Raw genomic sequence first — 26,935 nt, 5'->3', positions numbered from 1 at the left:
CTAATTTTTATAAATTGTTGTTGCAGCACTTTGCGCTGAAGGAAAAATAGTCATATCGGCAATTTGAACATGTTTAGGGAGATCAATACAATAAAAAATAGATTTTGCTATATCTTCGGCAACCAAGGGTTGGTAATTTTCATAAACAGCATCTGCACATTTTTTATCTCCTTTAAAACGAGTTAATGAAAATTCGGTATTAACTGCTCCTGGAGCTATATTTGTAACCTTAATTCCAAATGGAACAAGTTCTAAACGCATGCTTTTACTAATTGATTCCACAGCAGCTTTGGAAGCACAATAAACTATACCGTTCTGATATGCTTGTTTTCCAGCAATAGAACTCAAATTAATGATATGTCCTTTATTATTTGAAATCATATGCGGAATTATCAATTTTGAGATATAGAGTAGTCCTTTCACATTGGAATCAATTGTGCTTTCTAAATCAGCAATCTCACTATTAATAAAATTACACAAACCATGAGCTCCACCCGCATTATTTACTAAGACATCTATATTTTTAAAATATTCTGGTAAGCTATCGATGTTATCTTTTGTTTCTTCAAAGTTTTGAACATCAAAACATAAGACATGTACTTTTACATACTCACTAAGTGTTGATGCTAATTCATCTAGTTTTTCTCTTCTTCGACCACAAATAATTAAGTCTATATTATTCTTTGCAAAAATATTGGCAGTCGCCCTACCAATACCTGATGATGCACCTGTTATAAAAGCTATTCTATTCATCTGTTTTAAAGTTTAAATTAAGTGCCAAAATTCTAATTTTTAAATAAGAAAAAACAGATTCAGATTTTTATATTTACACCATATCAGATTTTCTATTATGAATAATTTTAAGTTTGAAAAAATAGCACAATCCATTGAAGAAAAAATTCATCATGGAATATTTGAAGTTGGTCATAAATTACCCTCTGTAAGAGCTGCCTGTAATGAATTTGCAGTGAGTCCTTCTACTGTATTCAAAGCCTACTACGAACTTGAAGCTAAAGGTTTAATAGAAGCCAGAAATAAATCGGGTTACTATGTAAGTTTAAGTGCTACGCAATTAAAAAAAGTAAAACACTTAAAAGAAAAAATCACTGGCACTAAAAATTCAGCTACAAAGGCAAAAAATGTAGATGAAATGATAGAGGAAATAGAACGCTCAAAATTAGGTAATATTGAGGTCGATTTTAGCTCTGCAACTCCCTCTATTGAAATGCTTCCTATAAAAAAACTGTATAAATCGCTACAAACTTCTATTTTACACAATAAGCATAATTTAATTCCATATGAAAACCCTAATGGTTCCATTGAATTGCGAAAGCAAATACTATTACAATTAATTAATGGAAGTAAAGCCTACTCAATTGATGATGTTATTATTACAGCTGGTTGTTTAGAAGCAATTGGAATTTGTATAAATATTTTAACTGAAAACGGAGATAATATTCTAATAGCAGACTCTAGTTATTATAATATCATTTCATCATTAAAAAACAAGAATGTTAAAATACATACATATGACTTTAACCAATCTTCGAATTTTGACAGTAAAGCTTTTGAACAGGTATTAATTGAAAAGCAAATTACTTTATGCTTAATCACTTCTAATTTCCATAACCCTACTGGCGTAACTTTAGATACTTCAGTCAAAGAAAAAATTGTAGCGATAGCAACAAAGATTAATATTAATATTATAGAAGATGATGTATATGGCGATTTATATTTTGAAAAGAACAAACCAGCCACTTTAAAACAGTTTGATACAAAAGGTATTGTCTATTATTGTTCTTCCTTTTCAAAAACTCTAGCTCCCGGATTTAGAATCGGGTATTGTATAACTGGAAGCAAATCGCAAGAATTTACTAAGCAAAAACGTCTATTATCTTTAGGTACAAATAGCATTACACAAGCAGCTTTAGTAGATTTTATGAAAACAGGACGTTTTGACTTGAATTTAAAAAGTCTTAGAAAACAGCTGCATTTGAATATGTTAAAATATGGAAATGCAATTTTAAATTATTTTCCTTCTGAAATTAATGTTGAAATTCCGAAAGGTGGATATGTTTTTTGGATAGCCTTTTCAGCGTCTTTTGATGGCTACGAGTTTTATAGAAAAGTGCTGAAAGAAAAAATTCTAATTACACCTGGTGAAATTTTTTCAGCAAATGGATATTATAAAAATTATATTAGAATTAGCTATTCTGAACCTTATAACGAAAAAATCGAAGATGCTTTAAAACAAATTGGCAAGTTAGCGAGAAAGCATACAGAAAAGACTACCACTAAATAGGAATAAAAAGCATTTGCCATTTTTAGTAAAAAAGATAGTAGCAAAAATTGCTAACAATATACAACCCAAAACACTATCTAATTTTTGTACGCAACTATTTAAAAGGATTACATCTATAAAGAAAACTACAAATGAAAAAAGTATACTTATTGGCAATACTTTTTACAATAATTTTTCAAAGTTGCATTGACGATGATTGTGGAGAATGCTTTACCCCACCCCAAAGTTTTCATTTTGAAATTATAGACCAAGCGAGTGGAGAAAATTTATTTACAAATAACACTTTTGAGTCCGATGACATTGAGATAATTAATAGCTTGAATAATGAAACCATAGAATTTTCATTCATATCAGAAAACGAACTTAATTTAATACAGGTGAACTCAATTGGTTGGGAAACAGAAATTGTAAATTTAGAGGTTAGTATTGCTGAGAACGAACTCTTTAATTTTTATGTTGATGCCGAAAGAAAATTGGCAGACTGTTGCAGTTATACCGATTATAATGAAATTACGATTACCAATGCCGAGTTCGAGCTTGACACCGAAACCGGAGTTTATAAAATACTTATAGACTAAAAATGGTTTGCTGATAATACAAATGATTTATGGCAATTTACTACGTGCTATTTATATAATCGTATCGGATTTTTTATCTTGAGAAAAAATAATTTTCTGCTATGACAGAAAAAAGGTAGTTATGGCTAAAATTTCCAATAAAGAAATATCACTTTCATATTTAAAGAAATATGCAGATAAAGATTTAAGTAGTATTGAAACCATGTTTTCTGATGATATTGTACTACGAGACTGGAAAATTCGTGTTGAAGGAAAAGAGAATGCGTTAAAAGAAACTCGTAAAAACTTTGAAAATGCAAACACCATTGAAATTGAAGTGCTGTCCACTTATGAAAATAAGAACACGGTTGCCGCAGAACTAAAAATAACCGTAGATACTACAGAAGAATTGTATGTTGTTGATGTTATTACCCTAAACAAAGAAGGTAAAATATCTTCTATAAGAGCATATTTGGGCAGAGGAGATAACTAAGTGGAAAAGAAAGAACCGTTATTGCCAAAACTAAATTTGAAAATTGAGTACTGATATTTTTAAAAGGATGGAGTTGTTATTCTAATCCTACTAAAATTAAAAGGTCCCAAGCATAAACTTGAGACCTTTTTTATATCAAATAGACAATAAATTACTTACCACCGTCTAATTTATCCTGTAAGGTTTTTAACTTGTCCCAATCACCGGATGCTGCCAATTTAGCTTGCTTGGGCCATGAACCCGGCTTATGCATAGAATAACGAGGTCCGGCTGCTTTTAAAATTGACTCCAAAGACTTTACAGAGGCTTTGCTGAGCGCACTAAATGTACCGTAACCTTTCTCTGTCAGAATAGCGGCGATTTTAGGTCCTATACCTTCAATCTTCTTTAAATCGTCTTTTTTAGCCTTAGAAACGGTTTTTTTAACTGTAGTCTTTTTTGCAACTGCTTTTTTAGCAACTGCTTTTTTTACCGGTTTCTTTTTTTCCGGTACGGCACTTAAATCAACAACACCGTTATCTATACCAAAATATGGAGAAGGAACATAAGCATCTGCAGCATGATCATTGAACCAACCTTTATCTTCACTCAAATATCTAAACTCGTAACTTTTACCGTTCTCAAGCTTTACACTTTTAACATAGCTACCACCCTTCTTTTCCATTTGAAAAGAACTGTCATTTGTCTGCCAATTATTGAAATCTCCCAATAGTATTACGTTCGACGTACTAGGAGCTTCGTTTTCCGCCACGGTGAAAGTTACTAATGTATATTTACCTTTTACTTCTTTTTTCAATGCCATTTTTATAGTATTTTATTCTATTATAAAAGTAACATAGAAATTACTCATTTTCAAAAGTTTAAGTTAAGAAATTGTTGATTTAATGTATTTGGTTAAAAAGACACCATTAAATTATTAAACTAACAAAATCTATCCCCAAAGATTTTCCTTTCTTAATTTCAAAACCCACTAAAAGACACGGTATTAATCTTTAAGACTTTCTAAAGGCGGTATCACCAACTGATCGGTTCTATACAAGAACGCAATCTCTTTATTTTCATAGTTGGTATAAGCATCTATCAAGTTAGATTGGGCATTTTGCGCCATTGCCTGAGCATCTAACAAATCGGTAAGGTTACTTAGTCCGTTATCATAGTTATCCCTATTGACTTTTAAATTCTCTTCTGCCAACTGTTTATTTTCAAGCGCATATTGAATCTGTTCATGGGCATTAAGCAGATCATACCAACTTTGTGTAATGGCTAGCTTTAATTGGTCAATACCATCCATTCTATTGTTCTGGGCTATTTCTTCCTGTATTTTTTCTTGCTTCAATCTTTGTTTTCCGCCTCCCCACCATTCGGAAATTGGAATACTCAATGACCCAAAAGCAAAACCGGTAAACTGACTATCTATAGCATCATCAAAAGCACCGAACTCTACCGCACTAACACCAACTGCCAAAGACGGTAACAAATTTGCCTTTGCCATTTTAGTTTGTAGTTCACTTGCAGTAATCGATTTTTCAAGAAGCTCATAATTACTATTACCCGATAGATCCAAATCTGGCTCACTATATACAAAATCAGGCACCGTAGTTTGGTCAAAATTGGCTGCAACTTTCATATTTGGCGAATAGGCCACCCCAACGTACAGCGAAAAATCCAACAATGCCAATTTTCGCATATTCTCTAACCTACTTTTGTTTAAAAGCAGTTCACTACGATTCACCTTTACTTGCAGCAATTGGTTCTTGGCAATGAGTCCTGCTTCCAACAAATCTTGCTGCTGTTTTAAAAGCTCATCTAAATAGGTCTCGTTGGTCTCCAAAACCTTTTGCTGTTCTTGTAATTGCACAAGCTGCCAAAACTTGTTCTCCGTTACCAATAAGACAGAATCTACGGCTTGCTCTGCCCGAATCTGTGATGTTTGCAATTGTATATCTGCCAATGCATTGGAATTTCTAATACTTCCACCCGCATAAATAACCTCGGTGGCCGTGGCACTGGCATTATAAATATTATCCAATCCGTTAGGTAATATACCTTCAATAGGACTTATAAGATCATTAGGTGCGTATAGCCCTAATGCACTAGCTTCTACATTCGGAAAATAATTAGCGACCATTTCTCGTTTAAAAGCTTCCGATTTCTCTATAGTCAACAATCCGTTTTTAATGGCATTACTATGTTTTAAAGCTGCTTCTTTACTTTCTTCCAATGTAATTTCTTGAGCAAAGGCATTACCAAATAGGGTTAATGCACAAACCATTGTTAACGTACTTCGTAATTTGATACCGATGTATAAATATGATTTTATATGTTTCATTACTTAAATTCTACTATTAAACATTAGCATTGACCGATACTTCTTTTGTGGCTTCATTATCATCATTTCTAAAGAACAACCAGTATAAAACAGGAAGCACAAATAAAGTAAGTACCATTGAAAACATAAGTCCGAATGCGATAACGGTACCCAGTGGACCCCAAAGACTCGAGCGACTTACGATCATTGGTATAACCCCTACGGCAGCGGCAGAAGATGTTAAGAAAATAGGACGCATACGTCTTTCGGCAGCTAGAATAGCAGCCTTCTTTACACTATAACCATGCTCATGCCTTAATTCATCTGCATAATCAATTAATATAATACCGTTTCTTACCACAATACCACATAAGGCAAGCAAGCCTAAAAATGAAGTGAATCCGAAAGGATATTGCATAAGAATCAACCCTAATGCCGCACCAAAAATACTTAGTGGCATAGTGATAAAACTTAACAGGGCGTGCATAAAGTTTTTAAAGTGCCAAAGAAGAATCAAGAAAATAAGCACAACGCTTAGCATAAGGGAAAGCCCCATAGGTTCGTTGTTTTCTATCTGCAATTCATATTCCCCACCGTACTCAATTCTAAGGTTTTCGGGAAATTCAATTTCATCTATTCTGGGTGTCATTTCTGCAAGTACCTCGTTGGCCACCGCATCTTTTGTAATGTCTACACGAACGGTAAGACATCGGTTTCCATTTCTATTGGTAATCTGCTCTTGCGACCATTGTGATGTAACGTCGGCTACCTGTCTTAACGGAACCTTTACTTGTCGCTGCGGAGAAATAACGGACAATTGACGTAAATCTGACACGTTCTGCTTATGCTGATTTTCATTTTTGATCTTTACATCTATCGCATATTCCTCATCCCATACCTCAGTAGCTTTTAAACCCGTTGTACTGACTGCCACAGCATTGGCTATGGATCTATTGTTTAAACCTAATCTGGCTGCTTCGTTGTTTTTAACATCAATTTTCACCGCCTCTTTCATACTACCAAAGTCGGTTCTGCTCCAAAGCGTTTTTCGGGTGTTTCGGGCAATGTTGATAATGGTATCACCATACTTTTTAAGCTGGTCAATATCATTACCATAAATTCTAACCTCAATTGGGGCAGTTGTACCTGCCATATCCAACTGTTTCATTCTTAAATATGCATGTGGATACATATCTGCATACTTTTGATCATATTCGGTCAAAACTTCTACAGTTGCATCTTCTGAAATTGTCGTTACCAAAATTTGCGCATAATTTTTGGAAGGAAGATTGGGCGCATACAGGGTATGAAAACGAGGAGAACCTTCACCAATAAAACTGGTATAATATGCTACACGCTCATCTGCCTTTAAAATTTTCTCCAATCCGTTGACCACCTTAGTCGTTTCATCGAGACTTGATCCAGGAGTTAAATTTATTTCTATGGCAAATTGGTTACGCTCTACCTTTGGAAACAATTGTTGACTAATACCTCCAAAAAGCATCACCCCCACTACAATAGCCGCAATACCTAAACCAATGGTGAGTTTATAGCGCTCCATAGCTTTGTTGACAGCATTGTCAAAAAACGATTGAAGGCGATCCAACATCGATTTCTTATCCTCTTTACCTTTCTCTTCAGGATTATCATGTAATCCCTTTTTAATGAATAATGAATTGATAAAGGGAACCAATAAAATGGATATGATCAATGATAATGTGAGTGCAATAATAATTACATATGGAAAGGCACTAATAAAATCGGATGCCACCCCTTCCATAAAAAACAACAAAGGATAAAAGGTCGCAGATATAGCCAAGGTTGCGGTAAATACAGAAGGAAACAATTCTTTGGCACTACTAATGGCCGCATCTGGTATTGACATGCCCTCATCTAATTTTTCCACATAATTGTCAATAATTACAATAGGGTCATCTACCACAATACCCAATACCACTATTAAAGCAGCCAAAGTTACCGTGTTCAATTCTATGCCCATAAAATACATAACAGCAAGTGTAGCCGATATGGTAATTGGTATCGTAGCCGCAGCTACAGATGCCACCCTAAACGGAAGTAATATCAATGTAACGATGATTACACCGATTAAGGCATAGCCAAACTCTTTCATGAAATGGCTAATGGAATGATCTACCACTTCTGGTTGATTGGCAATTTTTGTAATCTTAATATCACTCGGCATTTCCCTGATCACTTTATCAAGGCGCTCATCTATTTCCTCTCCAAACTGAACTATGTTTCCTTTTTTAGCCATTTCTAGGGTAATGATCATACCTTTAGAACCGCTAATGGTCAAATAAGAATCTGGATCATCATATTCACGTACTACACGGGCAACATCCCTTACACGTATAATGTTTCCGTTCTGCTCAGTTTTTATGACTTGACCGGCAATATCAGCTTCTGTCGTCATGGAAGTTTCCAGATAAATAGGTCTTTCCTTTTCTGTATTCTCCAATGTGCCCGCACTTACAACGGCGCCTTGGTTTTGTAAACTGCTGGCTATGCTGTTAGGTGTAATGCCATAATTAGCCAATTTATCTTGGTCCACATACACGGCAATTTGTTCGGTAAGTCCGCCAGAGTGCGAAATTTTAGCCATGTTATCAATCTGCCTTAACTCATCTTCAATATCCTCTACATGGCGCTGAAGATCTTTGTAAGGTCTGGTATCGGATTGCACCCCTAGAATTAAGGCTGCCGTACTACCAAAATCACTATTTACCATAACCCCCTGTACTTCCCGTGGAAGTTCAAGTTGCTGAAAGATCAGTATTTCAGATTTTAGTTTGTTCCAAAATTGCTCAGTGGCATTATGATCTATTTTATCTGATATCTCCACGTAGATATACATGAGTCCGTCTTTGGAATAAGAATATGTTTTGGTCTTATCTACCTCATTATATCCGAACAGAAACTCTTCTACCTTAGACGTAAGTTCTTGCTCTACCTTTTCGGAAGAAGCACCAGGGTACGACCCAATAATTAAACCTTGCCGAATAGTAAAGTCTGGAAATTCGTTTCTAGGCATATTTAAAAGTCCGTAAATACCCATCAACACCAAACATAACGCCAGTACAATGGGGAAAGTAGAATGTTTAAATGCCCAATCTATTGCTCCGCTTTTTTTCTTCATCTTCAACTTACTTAGCGTCATTAACGATTTCTACCGGTGTACTCTGGGTTAATTTATGATAGCCAGAGACTATTAATTTATCCCCTTGGGCAAGACCCTTTTTTACGACCATACCGCTATCGTACAAAGCACCGGTTTCAATATATTTTCTTTCTGCCTTGTTTTCATTGACTATATACACAAACTTTTTACCGTCCTCTGTAACCGCAATACTTTCTGATGGAATAACAATAACCGATTCGCTATTCTCACTTTGCGTAGACTTTTCTATAAAACTCACATTACAAGTCATACCGGGCTTTATTTGCTTGTCGGCATTATTCAATTTTACATAAGCTGTATAGACAGGCGAGCCTTGATTTGACTGAATGGAAACTTCATCAACCATTCCTACAATAGTTTTATCGTCTAAAGCAGGGATACTTACGGTAGCTGAATCGCCTTTGGTTATACTGTTGATTTCACCATCTGAAATTGGAAGTACCGCTTTAACGGAGTTGATATTCACTATTTCCACGACCGGTTGACCAGGTTGTGCCAAATCGCCGGCGTCCATCATTTTATCACTGATATAACCGTCCATTGGCGCATATAGTTTTGTATGACGTACATTTTCATAGGTCATTTTTACAGCTGCCTGTGCTTGCTCATATTGCGAACGAGCTTCCAACATTCTAATCTCTGCAATACTACCTTTTTGATAAACATTGTTTATACGCTCATAATTCTCCTTTGCCAAACGTTCTTGAGCTCGTTGTTGCTCATATTGACTACTATAAACAGAAGCATCTATTTGTGCAATTAGTTGGTTCTTTTTTACAAAATCGCCAATTTGAACAGGTACATTGAGCACATTGCCCGACACTTGAAAGCTGGACATTATAGACACATCTGCCTCAATGGTTCCGTTATACGATATTTTAGTGGATAAGTTATTAGACCCCTCGCCAACGTTCATCACTTTAACCTTAATGATTTTATTTGTTGCGGTTTTTTCTTCACTACCACAACTAGTATTTAAAACAACCAATAAAACAATTGAAAGACCTTTAAGAAAATGCCATAAATAGGTATGCTTCATGCTAATTTCAAATTTGCGTATCATAATTAATTTTTCAATTTTAAGCGGCAAAGTTAGTTTAGGAATAATGCCCAAAATGGTAATAAAACATCCTATTATGGTAATTTTAGAACATTAAGCGAATAACTGAGCCAATTTTATTCATAAAAAGAGTAAATTATCGATTAATTTATACCATTTCCCTATGGACGATATACCACAAATAGGCATACCAGAGCTGTATAAAGAAGATGGAATGCATAATGGCACTATACACCCTGGTTTAATACTTTTAAAAGCAAGAAATATGCCCGAGTATTTAAAGAATGGTAATCCTTTTAGAAATATAAACTATGGTATCTCTTTTTTCGTAGATGATAATTGTGAGATAAGTATTGATAATAATAACTATACCCCTAAAAAAAATACCGTTTACTTCTGTGGACCCGGGCAAGTAATAAAAATTAAAGGGGAGTTTAAAGATGGCGGAATAGGTATTCTTTTTCAAACGGACTTTATTTTAAAACACGGAGCACAACAATGGATACAATCGTTACCCATTTTCAATAGATTTTTAAGAGAACCATTAATAGAGTTAACAGATGGAGACCTGCTCATGTTTCAAACACTATTAAAAAGATTAGAAACCGAATATCACTCTAACAACACTTTAAAATATGATGCACTAGAGGCGCAATTGACCCTAATCTTAATAGAACTATCTAGATTGTACGAAGAGTCAAAAGGAACCAAAAAGAATATAGACACCAAACACATCTTAGCATTGGAATCTTTGATCAACAAACAGTTTAAGTACAATAGAAGTGTGGTAGATTATGCTTCTCAACTTTGTGTAACGCCACAGCACTTAAACCGTATTACCAAAAAGGCAATTGGCAAAAGCGTTGGTGAATTGATCAATGAAAAGTTGATTATGGAAATAAAAAGGTATTTGGTGTATACCGACATGAGTTGTGAAGAAATTGCACATATCTTCAACTTTCACGACAACTCATATTTTACAAAAACCTTTAAAAAGGCAGTAGGCGAAACACCTAAAGCGTTTAGAAAGCAACAAAAAGAATTATATCTACCCCTATCTTAATAGCCTTCAATATGTCAGAAACTAATGAATAACGTAAATTTAACGTTCAATTAGCGCTACATGTAAACATTATATCGTAATATTGCAATGAAACAATTGATATTAATAATATGGGATTAGCAAAAACAGAAATGTTTACCGATGAGCAGAACAAGATTTCTATGTTCGCAAAAGCTTTTGGTCACCCTGCACGTGTTGCTATATTACAGCATTTGTTTAAGATAGACACTTGTATTTGTGGCGATTTGGTCAGCGAAATAGGCTTGGCACAACCTACCATATCACAACACCTTAAAGAATTGAAGAATTTAGGATTAATAAAAGGTAATGTAGAAGGTACTAGCGTTTGTTATTGTATAGATAAAGATAACTGGTCTAGCATGAAAGATATTATGGCGCAATTTCTAGATCAAGATATATCTAGCAACAGTTGCTGCTAAAAAAAATTTAACATGGTTAATCGTTTTATTGCGATAAATAAATAATAGAAATTGAAATTTAAAACATAGCATTATGAGACTATCAGAAATTAAAGAGCTTTTAGGACAGTTAGACACCATAGGGTTTCAGTTACCAAATGGTGAATTGGTACCCAATCATTTTCACGTAACCGAAGTTGGTAAGATCACCAAGAATTTTATTGACTGCGGTGGTACTGTTCGTAACGAAGAAGTTGCCAACTTCCAATTATGGAATGCGAATGATTATGACCACAGGCTTCACCCAGAAAAACTGATCAATATTATTGAACTATCGGAAAAGGTTTTAGGGATAGATGATTTGGAAATTGAGGTGGAATACCAAGGACAGACCATTGAAAAATTTGGGCTAGATTTTGACGGTACTTATTTTACATTGACCTCTAAACAAACAGATTGTTTGGCAAAAGACAAATGTGGTATTCCCGAAGAAAAGCAAAAAGTAAAACTTTCGGATATTAATAATGAACCGTGTTGTTCTCCTGACGGAAATTGCTGTTAACCTTTAAATAAACCAAAGAACATGATTACTACAAAAACGAATATATTACCAGAAATTGAGAGTTTAATAAAAGAATTAAATACCGATTCAATTACTGCAGATCGTAAAGTTGTTTTACAACCATTGGTAGATTTCATTCAAGAGAAAACGAATGCTAATGAAGAAATCAGAATAAATTTCATCTGTACCCACAACTCAAGAAGAAGTCATTTATCTCAAGTTTGGGCACAGACTATGGCAAATTTTTACGGTATTAAAAATGTGTTTTGCTATTCTGGTGGCACAGAAGCTACTGCCCTATTCCCTATGGTTGCAGAGACATTAAAGAACCAAGGTTTTCAGATTCAAAAATTATCAGAGACCAGTAATCCTGTTTATGCCATTAAATTTTCTGAGAACGAGCATCCGGTAATTGGGTTCTCTAAATCATATGAAGATCCTTTTAATCCGTCAGCACAATTTGCAGCAGTCATGACATGCTCACAAGCAGATGGTGGTTGCCCCTTTATAGCTGGAGCAGAAAAAAGAGTTCCTATCACTTTTGAAGACCCAAAGGCGTTTGACAACACACCGCAGCAAGCAGAGAAATATACTGAAAGAAGTATACAGATCGCTACAGAACTATTTTATGTATTCTCACAAATCAACAAGTAAAAATGGCTTCTAAAAAATTAAGTTTTCTAGATAAGAATTTAACGCTCTGGATTTTTGCCGCCATGGCAATTGGTGTCGGTATAGGGTACTTCTTCCCTACCTTCCCTAATTTCATTAATTCATTTAGCAGTGGCAGCACAAATATTCCAATAGCTATCGGGTTGATTTTAATGATGTATCCGCCACTGGCAAAAGTTAATTATGCTTTGCTGCCTAAAGTGTTTAGAAATACAAAAATACTATCTATAAGTCTAATTTTAAATTGGATCATTGGTCCGGTTTTAATGTTTATACTGGCCATTACCTTTTTATCAGATTATCCAGAATATATGGTTGGTCTTATTCTTATTGGTCTTGCGCGATGTATCGCCATGGTTTTGGTTTGGAACGACCTTGCCGATGGTAGTAGCGAGTATGGTGCAGGGTTAGTTGCATTGAACAGTATCTTTCAGGTATTTGCCTATAGCTTTTATGCATGGATATTTATTACCGTACTTCCACCCTATTTTGGGTTTGAAGGCGCAATCGTAGATATTTCTATTGGCACCATTGCCGAAAGTGTAGCTATCTATTTAGGTTTACCCTTTTTAATGGGAATATTAAGTAGGCTGATTTTAGTGAAGTTAAAAGGCGAAGAATGGTATACTAACAAATTCATACCGGCAATTTCACCTATGACATTGATTGCACTGCTATTCACCATAGTTATCATGTTCTCCTTAAAAGGTGAATTGATAGTTGAAATACCTATGGATGTGCTCATTATTGCAGTACCATTATTAATTTATTTCACTTTAATGTTCATTATCGGTTTCTTTTTTACCAAAGCCACCGGTGCAGAATATGACAAAACAGCATCAGTAGCCTTCACCGCAGCCGGAAACAATTTTGAACTTGCCATAGCAGTGGCAATAGCAGTTTTCGGATTAAATTCCGGTCAGGCATTTGCAGGTGTTATCGGGCCACTAGTTGAAGTACCTGCCCTTATATTTTTAGTGAAGGTTTCTTTTTGGTTAAAGAAAAAGTATTTTTCCAAAACAGCGACCAAAACTGCATAACGCGATTTTTTGATTTGCAATCATAAATCGAAATAACATATTACAAATCAGGGTCTAAACAAATGTTTTGGACCCTATTTTTTTTGTGTAACAAAACTATTACACGAGCAGAACGTTAAAAAGTGTTCAAGAATTGGTAAAAAGTATACGCGTACTATAACATATCTCCCTAATTTTGACTTCAAAACTTAGATGAAAGAGATTTGAATCTGCAACTAAGGTTTTAAGAGATACAGACAATGTTCAAGAAAATTTTAAAAAAAGTAATGGTTGCAATTTTATCTATTATTGGTGTTTTGGTACTACTATACCTACTATTCACCAATTACTACCCTAGTTTTGGTGGAGACATTTCAAAAGAACAACAAAAAATTTATCAGCTATCTGAAAACTATAAAGACGGTAAATTCAAAAACATCAATGATGTACCAAAAGATATGAGTTTGCCCCAGACCTTAAGTTTGGCGTATAAGTTTTTTACGACAAAAGTACCAAATGGTAGACCTAAAATAGATTTGAAACCACAGCATATTGATGCTTCAAATATTACAAACTATAAAGGTAAAACAAGATTGATCTGGTTTGGTCACTCCACCTTCTTATTACAAATTAAAGGGAAGAATATCTTAATAGATCCCATGTTCGGTAAGGTGGCGGCACCACATCCACTTTTAGGCAGTAAGCGTTTCAATGAAGAATCTCCTATTGATATTGATAAATTACCTAGTATAGATGCTGTACTTTTTTCGCATGACCACTATGATCATTTAGACTATGAGTCGGTTTTAAAAATTAAAGAAAAGACCCAACATTTCTATACGCCATTGGGTGTTGGTGTTCATTTACAGGCTTGGGGCGTACCTAAAGAAAAAATCACAGAGATGGATTGGTGGCAAGAGACTGTGTTGGACGATATTAAATTAGTCTGTGCACCTGCGCAACATTTTTCAGGGAGAAAAATGAACAACGGACAAAGTACATTATGGAGTTCGTGGGTAATTTCTTCAACTACAGATAATATCTATTTTAGTGGAGATAGTGGGTATGCCGAACATTTTAAGGAAATTGGGGAAAAATACGGTCCTTTTGACCTAGCATTGATGGAGTGTGGCCAATACAACCAACAATGGTCAGATATACATATGATGCCAGAAGAAACCGCACAAGCAGGTGTAGATGTCAGAGCAAAAAAAATGATGCCAATTCACTGGGCCGGTTTTAAATTGGCCTTACATGAATGGACAGATCCCATTGTACGAGTGAAGGCCAAGGCAAAAGAATTGAATCTAAATGTTATTTCTCCTGAAATTGGACAAGAGATTATTGTGAAAGACACTGTGAACAACTACACCGACTGGTGGAAGAACTTTTAAGATTGAAAAAAGCACTATCATGAATTACAAAATATTAAGCATTATTATTCTTAGCTGTCTAACCTTCTCATGTAAAAACGATAAAACAACTAAAGAAAAACAAGAAAGTACAGCCAAGTCTCCTTACGAAAATAAGGGACATGAACTTGTCGCTAAAATGATTGAAAAGGTAGGCAACTACAAACAGTTACGTAATAAAAAGGATGTAGTTTACACGTACACTTACCAAACAGCAGATGGTAAAACCGATATCTCAACCGAAAAATATATTTTTGACGGTGAATTATCATATGGCAAATACGATAGGCACGAAAGAACATTAAGCAATTTTGATGGCACTATTGAACAAGGATATGATGGTAAAGAATATTGGTTAAAAAATGAAGGTGAAATAGTTAATGACACTACTGCTTTAAAAAGAATTGCCTTTAATAGACCCACCAATTTCTATTGGTTTACCATGTTCCAAAAATTAATGGATCCTGGCGTTAACTATGAATATTTAGGTAAAAAAAATATTAGCAACGAGAATTACGATATAGTAAAGGTTTCGTTCGATTTTGGCAATTCAAAACCAACGGATATTTATCAATTGTATATCAATAAAGAAACGCAGCTAGTCGATCAGTTTCTATTTACAGTTGCAGATTTTGGAGCAATGGAAATTCCTAATTTAATGATAGTAGCATATGATAAAGTAGATGGTATATTGATACCTGCCAAGCGTAAATACAAAAAATCAACTTGGGAAGCCACGGTTAGCGATGCACCTTGGACCCATGTAAATTGGACCAATATAAAATTTGACAATGATTTAAAAACTACCGATTTCCAAAAATAAGCTGTTGTTTTTGATACATTATTAATTATTTATCTGATTATTCAACAAAACAGTATTACAAAACTGTTAAAAGGCATACGCCTTTGCATAATAATTAAATACATTGCACCCCTGTTAAAAAAATGCCAAGACTTACAGAGTCATTAGTCAGCACTCAATTTCAATTGTTTTACAAACTTAATTTCCAACTCAACTAATGTCAGCCAACACCGATTATTCAGCATTAAAAAAATTAAATGAAGAGCAATTACCAGTTGCAAAAAACAAATTACACGATTGGACGCATTTTGCAGGACTATATGCTGCAGAACACGTTGCCGCAACAGAATTTGTAATTGGTGCTACTTTCGTAGCGCTAGGGGCAAAAACAATGGACATTATTTTGGGTTTACTGATCGGTAATGTTCTTGCCGTGTTAAGTTGGACGTTCATAACATCTCCAATTGCGGTAGACACCAGATTAAGTTTATATACCTATTTGAACAAGATTGCAGGAGACTCTATGACCAAGCTTTACAATTGGGCCAACGTCATAATTTTCTCTGTTATTTCCGCTGCAATGATAACCGTATCCGCTACAGCGGTTCGATTTGCTTTTGATATTCCTGCGCAACTCAATTGGTACCCGACCAATATGTGGTTTGTAGTCATTGTTTTTTGTGTTGGTCTTGTAGTGGTTTCCATTGCATTATATGGTTTTAATGCCGTATCTGAGTTTTCCGGCATATGCGCCCCGTGGTTATTTGTGATGTTCTCTAGTGGAGCAATGGTATTATTACCTGCTTTGTCTCTAGATGTTTTAGGAACAACACTACCTTCCGGCTGGAACGAGTTAATTTCGCTAGGCGATCAATCTATTTGGACCGGTATCAATAGTTCTGGCGAGCCCGGTATAGGGTTAATAGAAGTAATTGGTTTTGCATGGGCCGCCAATACCATTACCCATTTTGGACTGATCGATATGGCATTGTTAAGGTTCGCAAAAAAGAAATCTTACGGTCTGGCTACAAGTACGGGTATGATGTTCGGGCACTTCGTTGCATGGATAGCTGCAGGTATTATGGGAGCAGGTGCAGCAGTTATCATAGGTAAAACCATAGTGGAACTAGATCCGGGAGATGTTGCATTTTATGCCTTGGGATGGTCTGGATTTGTTATTGTTATCGTTGCCGGGTGGACAACCGCAATTACAAACTTATATAGGGCTGGTTTGGCTGCACAAGCAATATTTCATAGACATTCACGTAAAAAGACAACTATAGTGGTAGGTATAATTACCATTGCCATAGCATGTTTCCCATTTGTATTTTCTCAAATTCTACCGCTATTGACTTATGCTGGTCTGTTAGTTGTTCCTGTTGGGGCGATTGTGTTTGCCGAACACCAAATTTTCCCAAGAATTGGATATACACGCTACTGGTCATCTTACCGTAATTTAACCTTTAGCACACCTGCTATTGCTTCATGGGGATTAGGATTAGTATTTGGGTTTGGGTTGAATGCCTTAAACGTAATGTCATTCTTCTATCTGTTTATACCAACATGGATGTTCACTATCATCGTATACACGGTACTTGCAGGTAAGTATGGTGCAAAAAACAAATACCCCGAAGCTAAGGAAAAAGAAAAATTAAGAAATGAAAAAATTATAGCCTACCAAGAAGAAAAGAGTCAAACCGAAACAAAACAAAAAAAGGACACTACCCTTTTCACTAAAGTTTTAAAGATTGTTTCTCTTATTGCCTTGGTTATCACTTTAATATTGGCAGGAATTGTATTGTTCAGCAGTGCCAATGAAAACATCTATATTGAAAATAGAGAAACTTTTTACACCTATGCGTTTATATGCACCGTAGTATACTTTGTAACTTCCTACGGGGCATTATTACGTGGAAAATCTATAAAATCAAGCTAAAACAATGACAAAAGAAATCATGTTGAATTCAAGGAGTTTGGCAGAAATAAGCAAAAAGCTACCAACACCTACCTACCAAAGAGATTCACTTAAAATAGGAATCGTGCACGTTGGTGTGGGTGGTTTTCATAGAGCACATCAAGCATATTATACACACTTATTGCATGAAAAAGAAAATGCTCATGATTGGGGTATTTGCGGAATAGGATTGCGACAAGGTGATCAAAAAATTCATGACGTACTGCAAAAGCAAGACGGCATGTACACACTGATAGTAAAGCATCCGGATGGTAACATAGATTCTCAAGTAATTGGCTCTATTATCGACTTTAAATTAGGGTATGATACTCCAGCTGTTGTCATTGATCAAATGGCGCATCCAGATACAAAAATAGTGTCGTTGACCATTACCGAAGGAGGTTATAATTTTAATCCGGCAACGGGTGAATTCGATTTTGAAAATGCAGATGTACAGCACGAATTACAGCATCCAAACTATCCTAAAACCATATACGGATTTTTAACCGCTGCCATTAAAAAAAGAAAAGAAGAAGGTTTACCGGCATTCACCGTAATGTCTTGTGATAACATTCAGCATAACGGAGATGTCGCCAAAAAAATGCTCTTAACTTTTGCACAAAAACAAGATGCGGAGTTAGCGGCATACATCGAAAAGGAAGTAAGTTTCCCTAACAGCATGGTTGACCGTATTACACCGGTTACCACTCAAGCGGACATAGCTTATTTAGAACAAACCTATGACCTAAAAGATGAATGGCCAGTAACTTGCGAACCATTTATACAATGGGTAATTGAAGATGATTTTTCTAACGGTAGACCAGAATTTGAAAAAGTAGGTGTTCAATTTGTACCAGATGTGAAGCCTTATGAAAAAATGAAATTGCGTCTTTTAAATGCCGGGCACTCAGTACTTGGTATTTTAGGTGCTATTCATGGCCACCCAACAATAAATGCATGTATGGAAGACGAGGTTTTCGTATCATATTTGAGAGCGTTTATGGATAATGAAGCAACGCCGGTATTAGATAAATTAGAGGGTATTGACCTTACCGAATATAAAGACAATCTACAAGAGCGTTTTGCAAACCCTAACATAAAAGATAGTGTTAGCCGTATTTGCTCAGAGAGCTCTGCGAAATTGCCTAAATTTTTAATCGCCACCATTGAAGACAATTTAGCAAACGGCGGCAGTATTGAATATGCTACTCTCGTTATAGCAGCATGGTGCTATTATAGTGACAAAGGAGTAAATAAAAATGGAGAATCCATTGAAATTATTGACGCCTTGCAAGATCAGTTGCACCAAGCCGCAAGTAAGACCAACGAAGACCCTCTTGCTTTTATCAAACAAGAATCTTTATTTGGCAACTTGGCTCAAAATGAAAAATTCACAAGCTTATATAGTGATATGGTAAAGAAAATCTATGCCGATCCAGATATTAAAAAGCTTATGATATAGCTTTAATTCAATAACAAATTGATCTTCGCCAAAAGCACAAGTTCAGATTTGTTGTTTCCTGCAAATGAATTTGCAATAGCCTTGGCCGTTTTTTTGGTCAAGGCTTTTATTTCATCTGAAAATGCATGTGGGTGCATTTTGTAAAATTCAACAAACTCCCCAAAACATTCCTTACTCCCTTTTGATGATTCCCTAAGCACATCAAAGACTATTTCAATTTGGTTGGCCGCATCTGTACCGTAGCGATCTGTAAAATCATCAACGTACAACCAATCTTCTTTTACCAATTCCTTTACTTTTTCCCATTCCTTACTATGCACGGTACCATCACTAATAGCTACGGCATAAAAAAGTAAGCCCAGGCTTTCATATAAACCGTTCATTGTTTTCGCTGTATTTTTCATTTTATTGTTCTTATAAGATTTTGGATATGAAAATATAGCGTTTAACCCACTATTCATATGACAAAAATCAGTCGTAATCAATATATTTGGATATATGCAAGATTTTCAAAAAAACAGCGATATTTTCAATTTACTCTCAGAAGGGGTTTCAGAAGGTATTATTGTTGTTGATGCCAAACAAATCGTTGTGGCAACCAACTCGTCAACAGAACAAATGTTTGGTTATGAAAAAGGAGAATTGTTAGGCAAGTCTTTAGATATTCTTATACCAAAAAGATACCTTTCCGGTCATAGCAAGCATGTAGAAAAGTTTATTGCTAAGAGTGATAAACGACAAATGGGGCATGGTAGAGATCTTTACGGCATTACCAAAAGCGGCAAAGAATTTCCGGTTGAAGCAGGGTTGAATCCTTTCGAGTTTTATGGCTCAACCTATGTAATGGCCTTGGTAATCGATATTACCGAAAGAAAGAACAAAGAAGAAGAATTGAGTCACTGGGCTCGCATTTTTGATGAATCTCTCAACGAGATTTTTGTTTTTGATGCAGAAACGTTCAAGTTTTTAAATGTAAACAAAGAGGCGCAAAGAAATATTGGCTACTCCATAGAGGAAATGTATGAAATGACTCCGGTAGATATTAAGCCCGATTTCAGCGAAGCAAGCTTTAGAAATCTGATCTCACCTTTGCTTAATGAAGAAACCCCAAAATTAAAATTTGAAACCATTCACGGCAGAAAAGATGGCACAACCTACCCAGTTGAAATACACCTGCAACTATCTGAATTAGGTAAAAAGAAAGTTTTTGTAGCGTTTATATTGGATATTACCGAAAGAAAGAATTACACTGAAAATTTAGAGAAAAAAGTTGAGGAGCGCACACAGCAATTAACCGAAGCACTGGCGGTAGAAAAAGAACTTAACGAGCTAAAAACCAGATTTTTATCATTGGTTTCACACGAATTTAAAACCCCTTTAAGCAGTATACTTACCTCTATTACCTTACTTGGAAAATATACCCAAACCGATCAGCAGCCAAAAAGAGACAAGCACGTGGCAACGATTAAGAGCAAGGTAAAGTATTTAGATACCATACTTACAGATTTTTTATCGGTAGAACGCTTAGAATCGGGCAAGGTAAATTACAAGGTCGAAGAATTTCCGTTGAGTAAAATTGTCAATGAGGTGGTGTACAATAGCAACATGCTCTTAAAATCTGGTCAACAAATTGATTACCCTGAAAATATCGATGCCTTGAACATCAATTTTGATGAAAAGACCTTAGAATTGGCATTATCAAATTTAATACATAACGCTATTAAATATTCTCCAGAGGATACTACCATTGCTATAAAAGTAGATGATCAAGACTCCGAAACAACCATTAAAGTAATTGACCAAGGTATTGGCATACCCGAAGAAGAGCAGAAACATATTTTTAATCGTTATTTTAGAGCAGAGAACGCCTTATTGACCCAAGGTACCGGTATTGGGTTAAATATCGCAAAACAGCATATGGAAAATTTAGGTGGCAGTCTTGAATTTTCCAGTACAGTACATAAAGGTTCTACATTTATTCTAAGTATTCCAAAACTAAAAACCAACTAGCAAATGAAACAAATTCTTTTAATCGAAGATGACAAAGCTTTACGCGAAAACACTGAAGAACTCTTAGAATTAGCTGGTTATAGTGTAAATACCGCACCTAATGGTAAAATAGGTGTAGAAACCGCAATTGAAATCCATCCGGACATTATTATTTGTGATATCATGATGCCAGAATTGGATGGTTACGGTGTGCTTGAACAATTATCTACCAACGAACAAACAAAGCACATCCCCTTTATTTTTCTATCTGCAAAAACAGAGCATAAAGAAATTAGAAAAGGAATGGACCTAGGTGCTGATGATTACCTTACCAAACCTTTTGAGGAAGAAGACCTAATGAGTGCCATTGAAAGCAGGTTGGCAAAGGCTGAATTGATAAAACGCATGCAAGATCAAACCACCAAAGAGCACGGTGTGTCTGAAAATGAAATGCGTACCGTACATGAGCTAAAAAACTTCTTTGACGATAATGGTGAAATATCAAGTTTTAATGCTGGAGAAACCATTTATGAAGAAGGTTCTAGATCTAATAAAATATATCTCATTTTAAAAGGTCTTGTAAAATGTTATAGTATGGATGCCGATGGTAAAGAGTTGATAACCTCATTATCTAAGGCAGATGATTTCCTAGGGTTTACCTCCTTTTTAAACAATGTTCCCTATCAAGAAACTGCTACCGCATTAGAAGCCGTTGAACTTGCAGGCATATCAAAAGACAACCTCAAAAAGATATTAGACGAGAACAAGAATATTTCAATGGAATTAATGGAATTATTGTCTGAGAACATATCTATCATAAAAGCTCAATTATTACAGATGGCCTATAGTTCGGTACGAAGAAAAACTGCACAGACACTACTACAGTTTGCAGAATTAATGAATACAAAACCAAACGAACCAATAAGAATTTCTAGAAATGACCTTGCCAGTGTTGCCGGCATCGCTACCGAAAGTCTCATTCGTACCCTATCTGGATTTAAAAAAGAGGGCCTTATAATTATAGAAGGCAGAAACATTCAGATTGTAGAACTAAAGGCTCTACAATATGTAAATTAATTCAAATCTGATAAATATCATTTATCAGCGTTTAAGAAGAGATTACTTTTGGGTAGTAAGTTTATATGAATGAAACATATCTTAATTCCCACTGATTTCTCTGCAAATGCATGGAATGCCCTTAATTATGCGGCATGTTTATTCAATTATGACCATTGCACTTTTTATATTTTACATGTAGAGGAATTGAGTAATAAAGCCCAAGCAAAGAATTCGACAGCGCTAAAAACTATTGAAAAACAATCAACTACCGACTATAAATTAAACCATTTTTTTGAACAATTAGCTCAACTAAAAAAGAACGTTTTACATCAGTTTATTGCCCTAAGGGATTATGGAAATTTTACCGATATCATAAAAAAAACTGTTGTTGAAAAGAAGATAGATTTAATCATTATGGGCGCAAAAGGTGTGTCTGACCCAGACCATATCATTTTTGGAAATAATACGATAAATGTAATTACTAAAGTCCCTTGCAATGTATTGGCCGTATCCGACAAGGCTATAATAAAAAAGCCTAGTAAAATTGGCTTCCCTACAGACTATAATATTTTTTACACCTACCCTATTCTTAAATCCTTGACCGAAGTATTGCAAATATCCAATGCAACATTAGATGTGGTACATATAAATCAAACCAAAACTACTTTTTCAAATGTTCAAGTCGCCAATAAAGCATATTTGCACGATTACTTGAAAGAAATGTTTACCGATTTTCACTGCTTCAAAGAAATACAAGGTTTAAACATTAAAGAGACCATTGCAACCTATTTGGTTGAAAACAGTGTTGAAATGCTAACCTTGGCAGCAAAAAACTTAAACCTGTTTCAACAACTATTTTTCAATCCTACCAAAGAACAGTTAACTTTTCAGTCCTCGGTTCCTTTATTGGTTTTACATGAATAAAATGCCCAGTCTACTTAATTGCATTAAAAAATAAAGAGATTGTACTATTTCAAACTAAAAGGGAACGTATGTAATTCGCACTCAAAATCGTACTTTTGCAACTTTGCTGTGAATACATGATTAATTTTGAAGAAAACATAGAGGTTAAGGGCGCACGCGTTCATAACCTTAAAAATATAGATGTTACCATACCCCGAGATAAATTGGTCGTAATTACTGGTCTGTCTGGTAGTGGTAAATCATCATTGGCATTCGATACGATATATGCTGAAGGGCAAAGACGTTATATTGAAACTTTTTCGGCCTATGCAAGACAATTTTTAGGAGGTCTAGAACGACCCGATGTTGACAAAATAGATGGTTTATCTCCCGTTATCGCCATTGAACAAAAAACGACCTCCAAATCTCCAAGATCTACTGTTGGCACCATTACTGAGATTTATGATTTTCTAAGGCTTTTATACGCCCGTGCTGCTGATGCACACAGTTACAATACTGGAGAAAAAATGGTGAGTTATAGCGATGAGCAGATAAAAAATTTGATCATTGAATCTTACCTAGACAAAAAAATCAACATTCTTGCCCCAGTAATTAAGTCTAGAAAAGGACATTATCGTGAGCTTTTTGAGCAAATTGCCAAACAAGGTTTTGTAAAAGTTAGGGTTGATGGTGAAATAAAGGATATTGTAAAAGGCATGAAAGTGGATCGGTATAAGACCCACGATATAGAAATTGTCATTGATCGGTTAAAAGTAGCTGAAAACGAAGATTTCCATAAACGCCTTTCAGAAAGCATCAATACTGCGATGTACAGTGGTAATAATGTTTTGATGGTACTTGAGGAAGGTACAGAAGTACCTAGATATTTTAGTAGGGACTTAATGTGCCCTACAACAGGGATCTCTTACCCTACTCCAGAACCAAATACATTTTCATTTAACTCACCCAAAGGCATGTGCCCCAATTGTAAAGGATTAGGTCACGTTTATGAGGTAAATGAGAGAAAGATATTCCCAAATAAAAAATTATCAATTAAAGGTGGTGGTATTGCACCCTTGGGAGATTATAAAAAATCATGGGCGTTCAAACAAATAGAAACTATTGCTGAACGTTACAATTTTCAAATTACCGACCCAATAGAAACGATACCGGCGAAAGCCATTGAAATTCTTTTGAATGGCGGTAAAGAAAGTTTTGAAGTAGACTCGAAAACTTTGGGGGTTAAACGCACTTATAAAATTGATTACGAAGGCATATCCAATTTTATTAAAAATCAGTTTGATGAAGCTCCCTCTACATCAATAAAAAGATGGGCAAAGGAGTATATGGACAAAATTAAATGTCCTGCTTGTAATGGCTACCGTTTAAAAAAAGAATCGCTTTACTTTAAAATAGAGGAAAAAAATATTGCTGAACTGGCAAACCTAGATATTGTTGAACTTGCTTCGTTCTTTAAAAGTCTGGATAAAAAACTTAGTGGCAACCAGCTAAAAATAGCCGAGGAAATCATTAAGGAAATTAAAACCAGGATTCAGTTTTTATTGGATGTCGGTTTAGATTACCTCTCTCTGAATAGAAGTTCCAAATCGCTTTCGGGCGGTGAGGCGCAGCGTATACGCCTAGCAACACAGATAGGATCACAATTGGTTGGTGTGCTATACATTCTTGATGAACCAAGCATAGGTTTACACCAACGAGATAATGAAAGGTTGATCAAGTCGTTAGAATCGCTTAGGGACATAGGTAATTCGGTCATTGTGGTTGAGCATGACCGCGATATGATCGAGCGTGCAGACCATGTTATCGATATTGGTCCGAAAGCCGGTAAAAATGGAGGTGAAATTATTTCTGAAGGCACACCGGAAGAGTTAATACATGTGCATACATTGACCGCCGATTATATGACCGGTGTCAAGGAAATTGAAGTACCTAAAAAAAGACGCGAAGGCAATGGTAATGAAATTGTGTTATCTGGATGTACGGGTAACAATCTAAAAAACATTACCGTTAAGTTTCCATTAGGCAAAATGATCGGAGTAACGGGAGTTTCAGGTAGTGGAAAATCTACCTTGATCAATGAAACACTTTACCCAATAATGAACGCACATTATTTCAATGGCGTTAAAAAACCGATGCCCTACAAGAAAATTACGGGTCTAGAACACATTGATAAAGTTATTGACATTAATCAATCGCCCATAGGTAGAACCCCAAGATCAAATCCTGCAACTTACACCGGTGTTTTTAGTGAAATAAGGTCGTTATTTGCAAAGACTACCGAAGCTTCAATTAGAGGATATAAACCCGGTAGATTTAGTTTTAATGTAAAAGGAGGCAGATGCGAAACTTGCCAAGGTGGTGGTCTTCGTGTCATAGAAATGAATTTCTTGCCCGATGTTTATGTGGAATGTGAAACCTGTAATGGCAAAAGATTCAATAGGGAAACCCTAGAAATACGCTACAAAGGCAAGTCCATTTCAGATGTTCTTGAAATGACAATTAACGAAGCCGTGTCATTTTTTGAACTTATTCCAAAAATACATCGTAAGTTGAAGACCATACAAGATGTAGGATTGGGGTATATTTCATTAGGGCAGCAATCGACCACCCTATCAGGTGGAGAGGCACAACGTATAAAGTTAGCTACCGAACTGTCTAAAAGAGATACCGGAAACACGTTCTATATTTTAGACGAACCCACAACGGGACTTCATTTTGAAGATATAAGGGTTTTGATGGAAGTTTTGAATAAATTATCCGATAAAGGAAATACCGTGTTAGTTATTGAACATAATATGGACGTAATTAAAATGGTAGACTACATTATCGATATTGGATATGAAGGTGGTCGTTCTGGCGGACAGTTAGTAGCAAAAGGAACTCCAGAACAAGTAGCCAAAAACAAAAAAAGCTACACCGCTAAATTTTTAAAAAGGGAATTAAAATAATAATTAGATAACTATCTATAAAGAATAGCACTAACGAATGAGATCAGAAAAACATCACAAAGGCTGGAACGAAATAAAAACCAACGACTCTTGGGCCATTTTTAAAATAATGGGTGAATTTGTAAACGGTTTTGAACGAATGAGCAAGATTGGGCCATGTGTATCTATTTTTGGCTCTGCAAGAACCAAAGAAGAAGACCCATATTACAAACTGGCGGTTTCTATTGCAAAAAGTATTGCAGAAGCTGGTTACGGAGTAATTACAGGCGGTGGACCTGGTATTATGGAAGCTGGTAATAGAGGTGCAAACCTTGCAGGCGGTACTTCTGTTGGTCTAAATATAGACCTGCCTTTTGAGCAACATGATAATCCTTACATCGATAATGACAAGAGTTTAGATTTCGATTATTTCTTTGTTAGAAAAGTAATGTTCGTAAAGTATTCTCAAGGTTTTGTTGTAATGCCCGGTGGCTTTGGAACTTTAGATGAGCTTTTTGAAGCGATAACACTTATACAAACCCACAAAATAGGCAAGTTCCCAATTATCTTGGTTGGTAGTGAATTCTGGACAGGCTTAATGGATTGGGTTAAAGGCACCATGCTTAAAATGGGCAATATTAGTCCGGAAGATTTAAATCTTATCAAAATAGTGGATACCGAAGAAGAAGTTGTTGAGATTATAGATTCCTTTTACAAAGGACACAGCATGAGTCCTAATTTTTAATCCAAGT

23 protein-coding genes are annotated in these 26,935 nt (G+C 35.5%); 17 read left to right on the top strand and 6 right to left on the bottom strand.

The features are described from left to right. A complete protein-coding gene (locus EXIGUO8A_RS15130; protein ID WP_159303786.1) occupies nucleotides 1-753 on the bottom strand; it encodes an SDR family NAD(P)-dependent oxidoreductase in 753 nt (250 codons plus the stop codon). 97 nt (nucleotides 754-850) lie between these two features. Here EXIGUO8A_RS15130 and EXIGUO8A_RS15125 point away from each other — a divergent pair, with 97 nt between their 5' ends. The 3 genes from EXIGUO8A_RS15125 to EXIGUO8A_RS15115 all read left to right on the top strand — a co-directional run bounded on the left by EXIGUO8A_RS15125 (nucleotide 851) and on the right by EXIGUO8A_RS15115 (nucleotide 3,352). Continuing rightward, nucleotides 851-2,302 carry an aminotransferase-like domain-containing protein gene (locus EXIGUO8A_RS15125; RefSeq protein WP_159303785.1) on the top strand — a complete coding sequence of 484 codons (1,452 nt, stop codon included), beginning with the start codon at nucleotides 851-853 and terminating at the stop codon, nucleotides 2,300-2,302. A gap of 131 nt (nucleotides 2,303-2,433) precedes the next feature. Next, complete coding sequence (locus tag EXIGUO8A_RS15120) at nucleotides 2,434-2,880, top strand: hypothetical protein (protein WP_116772374.1); 447 nt, start codon at nucleotides 2,434-2,436, stop codon at nucleotides 2,878-2,880. A gap of 121 nt (nucleotides 2,881-3,001) precedes the next feature. After that, complete coding sequence (locus EXIGUO8A_RS15115; protein WP_201304126.1) at nucleotides 3,002-3,352, top strand: nuclear transport factor 2 family protein; 351 nt, start codon at nucleotides 3,002-3,004, stop codon at nucleotides 3,350-3,352. Nucleotides 3,353-3,503: 151 nt separating this feature from the next. Here the strand turns inward: EXIGUO8A_RS15115 and EXIGUO8A_RS15110 are convergent, their stop codons facing one another. From EXIGUO8A_RS15110 to EXIGUO8A_RS15095, 4 genes are all read right to left on the bottom strand, one after another. After that, entirely contained in the window at nucleotides 3,504-4,154 is a 651-nt protein-coding gene (locus EXIGUO8A_RS15110; RefSeq protein WP_236564501.1) for a helix-hairpin-helix domain-containing protein, read from the bottom strand. A 183-nt stretch (nucleotides 4,155-4,337) separates the two neighbouring features. Continuing rightward, a complete protein-coding gene (locus EXIGUO8A_RS15105; RefSeq protein ID WP_201304125.1) occupies nucleotides 4,338-5,681 on the bottom strand; it encodes a TolC family protein in 1,344 nt (447 codons plus the stop codon). Nucleotides 5,682-5,697: 16 nt separating this feature from the next. Next, nucleotides 5,698-8,817, bottom strand: coding sequence for an efflux RND transporter permease subunit (locus EXIGUO8A_RS15100; protein ID WP_159303784.1), 3,120 nt, complete (start codon nucleotides 8,815-8,817; stop codon nucleotides 5,698-5,700). Between the two features lie 7 nt (nucleotides 8,818-8,824). Then, entirely contained in the window at nucleotides 8,825-9,922 is a 1,098-nt protein-coding gene (locus tag EXIGUO8A_RS15095) for an efflux RND transporter periplasmic adaptor subunit (RefSeq protein ID WP_159303783.1), read from the bottom strand. Nucleotides 9,923-10,082: 160 nt separating this feature from the next. Here EXIGUO8A_RS15095 and EXIGUO8A_RS15090 point away from each other — a divergent pair, with 160 nt between their 5' ends. The 9 genes from EXIGUO8A_RS15090 to EXIGUO8A_RS15050 all read left to right on the top strand — a co-directional run bounded on the left by EXIGUO8A_RS15090 (nucleotide 10,083) and on the right by EXIGUO8A_RS15050 (nucleotide 19,284). Then, nucleotides 10,083-10,982, top strand: a complete 900-nt coding sequence (locus EXIGUO8A_RS15090; RefSeq protein ID WP_159303782.1) for a helix-turn-helix domain-containing protein — start codon at nucleotides 10,083-10,085, stop codon at nucleotides 10,980-10,982. A gap of 110 nt (nucleotides 10,983-11,092) precedes the next feature. Further along, entirely contained in the window at nucleotides 11,093-11,422 is a 330-nt protein-coding gene (locus EXIGUO8A_RS15085) for an ArsR/SmtB family transcription factor (RefSeq protein WP_159303781.1), read from the top strand. 73 nt (nucleotides 11,423-11,495) lie between these two features. Then, nucleotides 11,496-11,963: a DUF6428 family protein gene (locus tag EXIGUO8A_RS15080; RefSeq protein ID WP_116772367.1), complete on the top strand. Its 468-nt coding sequence runs from the start codon at nucleotides 11,496-11,498 to the stop codon at nucleotides 11,961-11,963. A gap of 21 nt (nucleotides 11,964-11,984) precedes the next feature. Then, on the top strand, nucleotides 11,985-12,617 hold the full coding sequence (locus tag EXIGUO8A_RS15075) for an arsenate-mycothiol transferase ArsC (protein ID WP_159303780.1): 633 nt from the start codon (nucleotides 11,985-11,987) through the stop codon (nucleotides 12,615-12,617). Nucleotides 12,618-12,619: 2 nt separating this feature from the next. Then, nucleotides 12,620-13,675 (top strand): ACR3 family arsenite efflux transporter, encoded by a 1,056-nt coding sequence (gene arsB / locus EXIGUO8A_RS15070; RefSeq protein WP_159303779.1) that lies wholly within the window; start codon nucleotides 12,620-12,622, stop codon nucleotides 13,673-13,675. Nucleotides 13,676-13,914: 239 nt separating this feature from the next. Continuing rightward, nucleotides 13,915-15,048, top strand: coding sequence for an MBL fold metallo-hydrolase (locus EXIGUO8A_RS15065; protein ID WP_236564500.1), 1,134 nt, complete (start codon nucleotides 13,915-13,917; stop codon nucleotides 15,046-15,048). Nucleotides 15,049-15,067: 19 nt separating this feature from the next. Continuing rightward, nucleotides 15,068-15,889 (top strand): DUF6503 family protein, encoded by an 822-nt coding sequence (locus tag EXIGUO8A_RS15060; protein WP_159303778.1) that lies wholly within the window; start codon nucleotides 15,068-15,070, stop codon nucleotides 15,887-15,889. A 196-nt stretch (nucleotides 15,890-16,085) separates the two neighbouring features. Further along, nucleotides 16,086-17,804 (top strand): purine-cytosine permease family protein, encoded by a 1,719-nt coding sequence (locus EXIGUO8A_RS15055; RefSeq protein ID WP_159303777.1) that lies wholly within the window; start codon nucleotides 16,086-16,088, stop codon nucleotides 17,802-17,804. Nucleotides 17,805-17,808: 4 nt separating this feature from the next. Further along, nucleotides 17,809-19,284 (top strand): mannitol dehydrogenase family protein, encoded by a 1,476-nt coding sequence (locus EXIGUO8A_RS15050; protein WP_159303776.1) that lies wholly within the window; start codon nucleotides 17,809-17,811, stop codon nucleotides 19,282-19,284. A 2-nt stretch (nucleotides 19,285-19,286) separates the two neighbouring features. Here the strand turns inward: EXIGUO8A_RS15050 and EXIGUO8A_RS15045 are convergent, their stop codons facing one another. Further along, the gene (locus EXIGUO8A_RS15045; protein ID WP_159303775.1) at nucleotides 19,287-19,688 is read right to left on the bottom strand and encodes a hypothetical protein; all 402 of its coding nucleotides are present in this window, start codon (nucleotides 19,686-19,688) and stop codon (nucleotides 19,287-19,289) included. A gap of 94 nt (nucleotides 19,689-19,782) precedes the next feature. On the opposite strand from EXIGUO8A_RS15045, the gene EXIGUO8A_RS15040 reads away from it, so the two are divergent. The 5 genes from EXIGUO8A_RS15040 to EXIGUO8A_RS15020 all read left to right on the top strand — a co-directional run bounded on the left by EXIGUO8A_RS15040 (nucleotide 19,783) and on the right by EXIGUO8A_RS15020 (nucleotide 26,928). Continuing rightward, on the top strand, nucleotides 19,783-21,294 hold the full coding sequence (locus EXIGUO8A_RS15040; protein WP_159303774.1) for a sensor histidine kinase: 1,512 nt from the start codon (nucleotides 19,783-19,785) through the stop codon (nucleotides 21,292-21,294). A gap of 3 nt (nucleotides 21,295-21,297) precedes the next feature. Beyond that, entirely contained in the window at nucleotides 21,298-22,350 is a 1,053-nt protein-coding gene (locus tag EXIGUO8A_RS15035; RefSeq protein WP_159303773.1) for a response regulator, read from the top strand. 69 nt (nucleotides 22,351-22,419) lie between these two features. Continuing rightward, nucleotides 22,420-23,256 (top strand): universal stress protein, encoded by an 837-nt coding sequence (locus tag EXIGUO8A_RS15030; RefSeq protein WP_159303772.1) that lies wholly within the window; start codon nucleotides 22,420-22,422, stop codon nucleotides 23,254-23,256. 116 nt (nucleotides 23,257-23,372) lie between these two features. Then, nucleotides 23,373-26,204 (top strand): excinuclease ABC subunit UvrA, encoded by a 2,832-nt coding sequence (gene uvrA, locus EXIGUO8A_RS15025; RefSeq protein WP_159303771.1) that lies wholly within the window; start codon nucleotides 23,373-23,375, stop codon nucleotides 26,202-26,204. Between the two features lie 37 nt (nucleotides 26,205-26,241). Further along, nucleotides 26,242-26,928: an LOG family protein gene (locus EXIGUO8A_RS15020; RefSeq protein ID WP_058105885.1), complete on the top strand. Its 687-nt coding sequence runs from the start codon at nucleotides 26,242-26,244 to the stop codon at nucleotides 26,926-26,928. Nucleotides 26,929-26,935 lie beyond the last annotated feature (7 nt).

It is taken from the genome of Maribacter litoralis (genome assembly GCF_902506355.1).
Classification (GTDB): domain Bacteria; phylum Bacteroidota; class Bacteroidia; order Flavobacteriales; family Flavobacteriaceae; genus Maribacter; species Maribacter litoralis.
The sequence above is the reverse complement of the archived record's forward strand: the minus strand, read 5'-3'. Positions and strand labels throughout refer to the sequence as shown.

Coding starts and splice junctions, on each gene's coding strand:
- EXIGUO8A_RS15035 (WP_159303773.1), top strand. CDS start 21,298: ATGAAACAAATTCTTTTAATCGAAGATGACAAAGCTTTACGCGAAAAC.
- EXIGUO8A_RS15090 (WP_159303782.1), top strand. CDS start 10,083: ATGGACGATATACCACAAATAGGCATACCAGAGCTGTATAAAGAAGAT.
- EXIGUO8A_RS15045 (WP_159303775.1), bottom strand. CDS start 19,688: ATGAAAAATACAGCGAAAACAATGAACGGTTTATATGAAAGCCTGGGC.
- EXIGUO8A_RS15030 (WP_159303772.1), top strand. CDS start 22,420: ATGAAACATATCTTAATTCCCACTGATTTCTCTGCAAATGCATGGAAT.
- EXIGUO8A_RS15080 (WP_116772367.1), top strand. CDS start 11,496: ATGAGACTATCAGAAATTAAAGAGCTTTTAGGACAGTTAGACACCATA.
- EXIGUO8A_RS15115 (WP_201304126.1), top strand. CDS start 3,002: ATGGCTAAAATTTCCAATAAAGAAATATCACTTTCATATTTAAAGAAA.
- uvrA (WP_159303771.1), top strand. CDS start 23,373: ATGATTAATTTTGAAGAAAACATAGAGGTTAAGGGCGCACGCGTTCAT.
- EXIGUO8A_RS15055 (WP_159303777.1), top strand. CDS start 16,086: ATGTCAGCCAACACCGATTATTCAGCATTAAAAAAATTAAATGAAGAG.
- EXIGUO8A_RS15130 (WP_159303786.1), bottom strand. CDS start 753: ATGAATAGAATAGCTTTTATAACAGGTGCATCATCAGGTATTGGTAGG.
- EXIGUO8A_RS15120 (WP_116772374.1), top strand. CDS start 2,434: ATGAAAAAAGTATACTTATTGGCAATACTTTTTACAATAATTTTTCAA.
- EXIGUO8A_RS15105 (WP_201304125.1), bottom strand. CDS start 5,681: ATGAAACATATAAAATCATATTTATACATCGGTATCAAATTACGAAGT.
- EXIGUO8A_RS15085 (WP_159303781.1), top strand. CDS start 11,093: ATGGGATTAGCAAAAACAGAAATGTTTACCGATGAGCAGAACAAGATT.
- EXIGUO8A_RS15110 (WP_236564501.1), bottom strand. CDS start 4,154: ATGGCATTGAAAAAAGAAGTAAAAGGTAAATATACATTAGTAACTTTC.
- EXIGUO8A_RS15095 (WP_159303783.1), bottom strand. CDS start 9,922: ATGATACGCAAATTTGAAATTAGCATGAAGCATACCTATTTATGGCAT.
- arsB (WP_159303779.1), top strand. CDS start 12,620: ATGGCTTCTAAAAAATTAAGTTTTCTAGATAAGAATTTAACGCTCTGG.
- EXIGUO8A_RS15020 (WP_058105885.1), top strand. CDS start 26,242: ATGAGATCAGAAAAACATCACAAAGGCTGGAACGAAATAAAAACCAAC.
- EXIGUO8A_RS15075 (WP_159303780.1), top strand. CDS start 11,985: ATGATTACTACAAAAACGAATATATTACCAGAAATTGAGAGTTTAATA.
- EXIGUO8A_RS15065 (WP_236564500.1), top strand. CDS start 13,915: ATGTTCAAGAAAATTTTAAAAAAAGTAATGGTTGCAATTTTATCTATT.
- EXIGUO8A_RS15100 (WP_159303784.1), bottom strand. CDS start 8,817: ATGAAGAAAAAAAGCGGAGCAATAGATTGGGCATTTAAACATTCTACT.
- EXIGUO8A_RS15060 (WP_159303778.1), top strand. CDS start 15,068: ATGAATTACAAAATATTAAGCATTATTATTCTTAGCTGTCTAACCTTC.
- EXIGUO8A_RS15040 (WP_159303774.1), top strand. CDS start 19,783: ATGCAAGATTTTCAAAAAAACAGCGATATTTTCAATTTACTCTCAGAA.
- EXIGUO8A_RS15050 (WP_159303776.1), top strand. CDS start 17,809: ATGACAAAAGAAATCATGTTGAATTCAAGGAGTTTGGCAGAAATAAGC.
- EXIGUO8A_RS15125 (WP_159303785.1), top strand. CDS start 851: ATGAATAATTTTAAGTTTGAAAAAATAGCACAATCCATTGAAGAAAAA.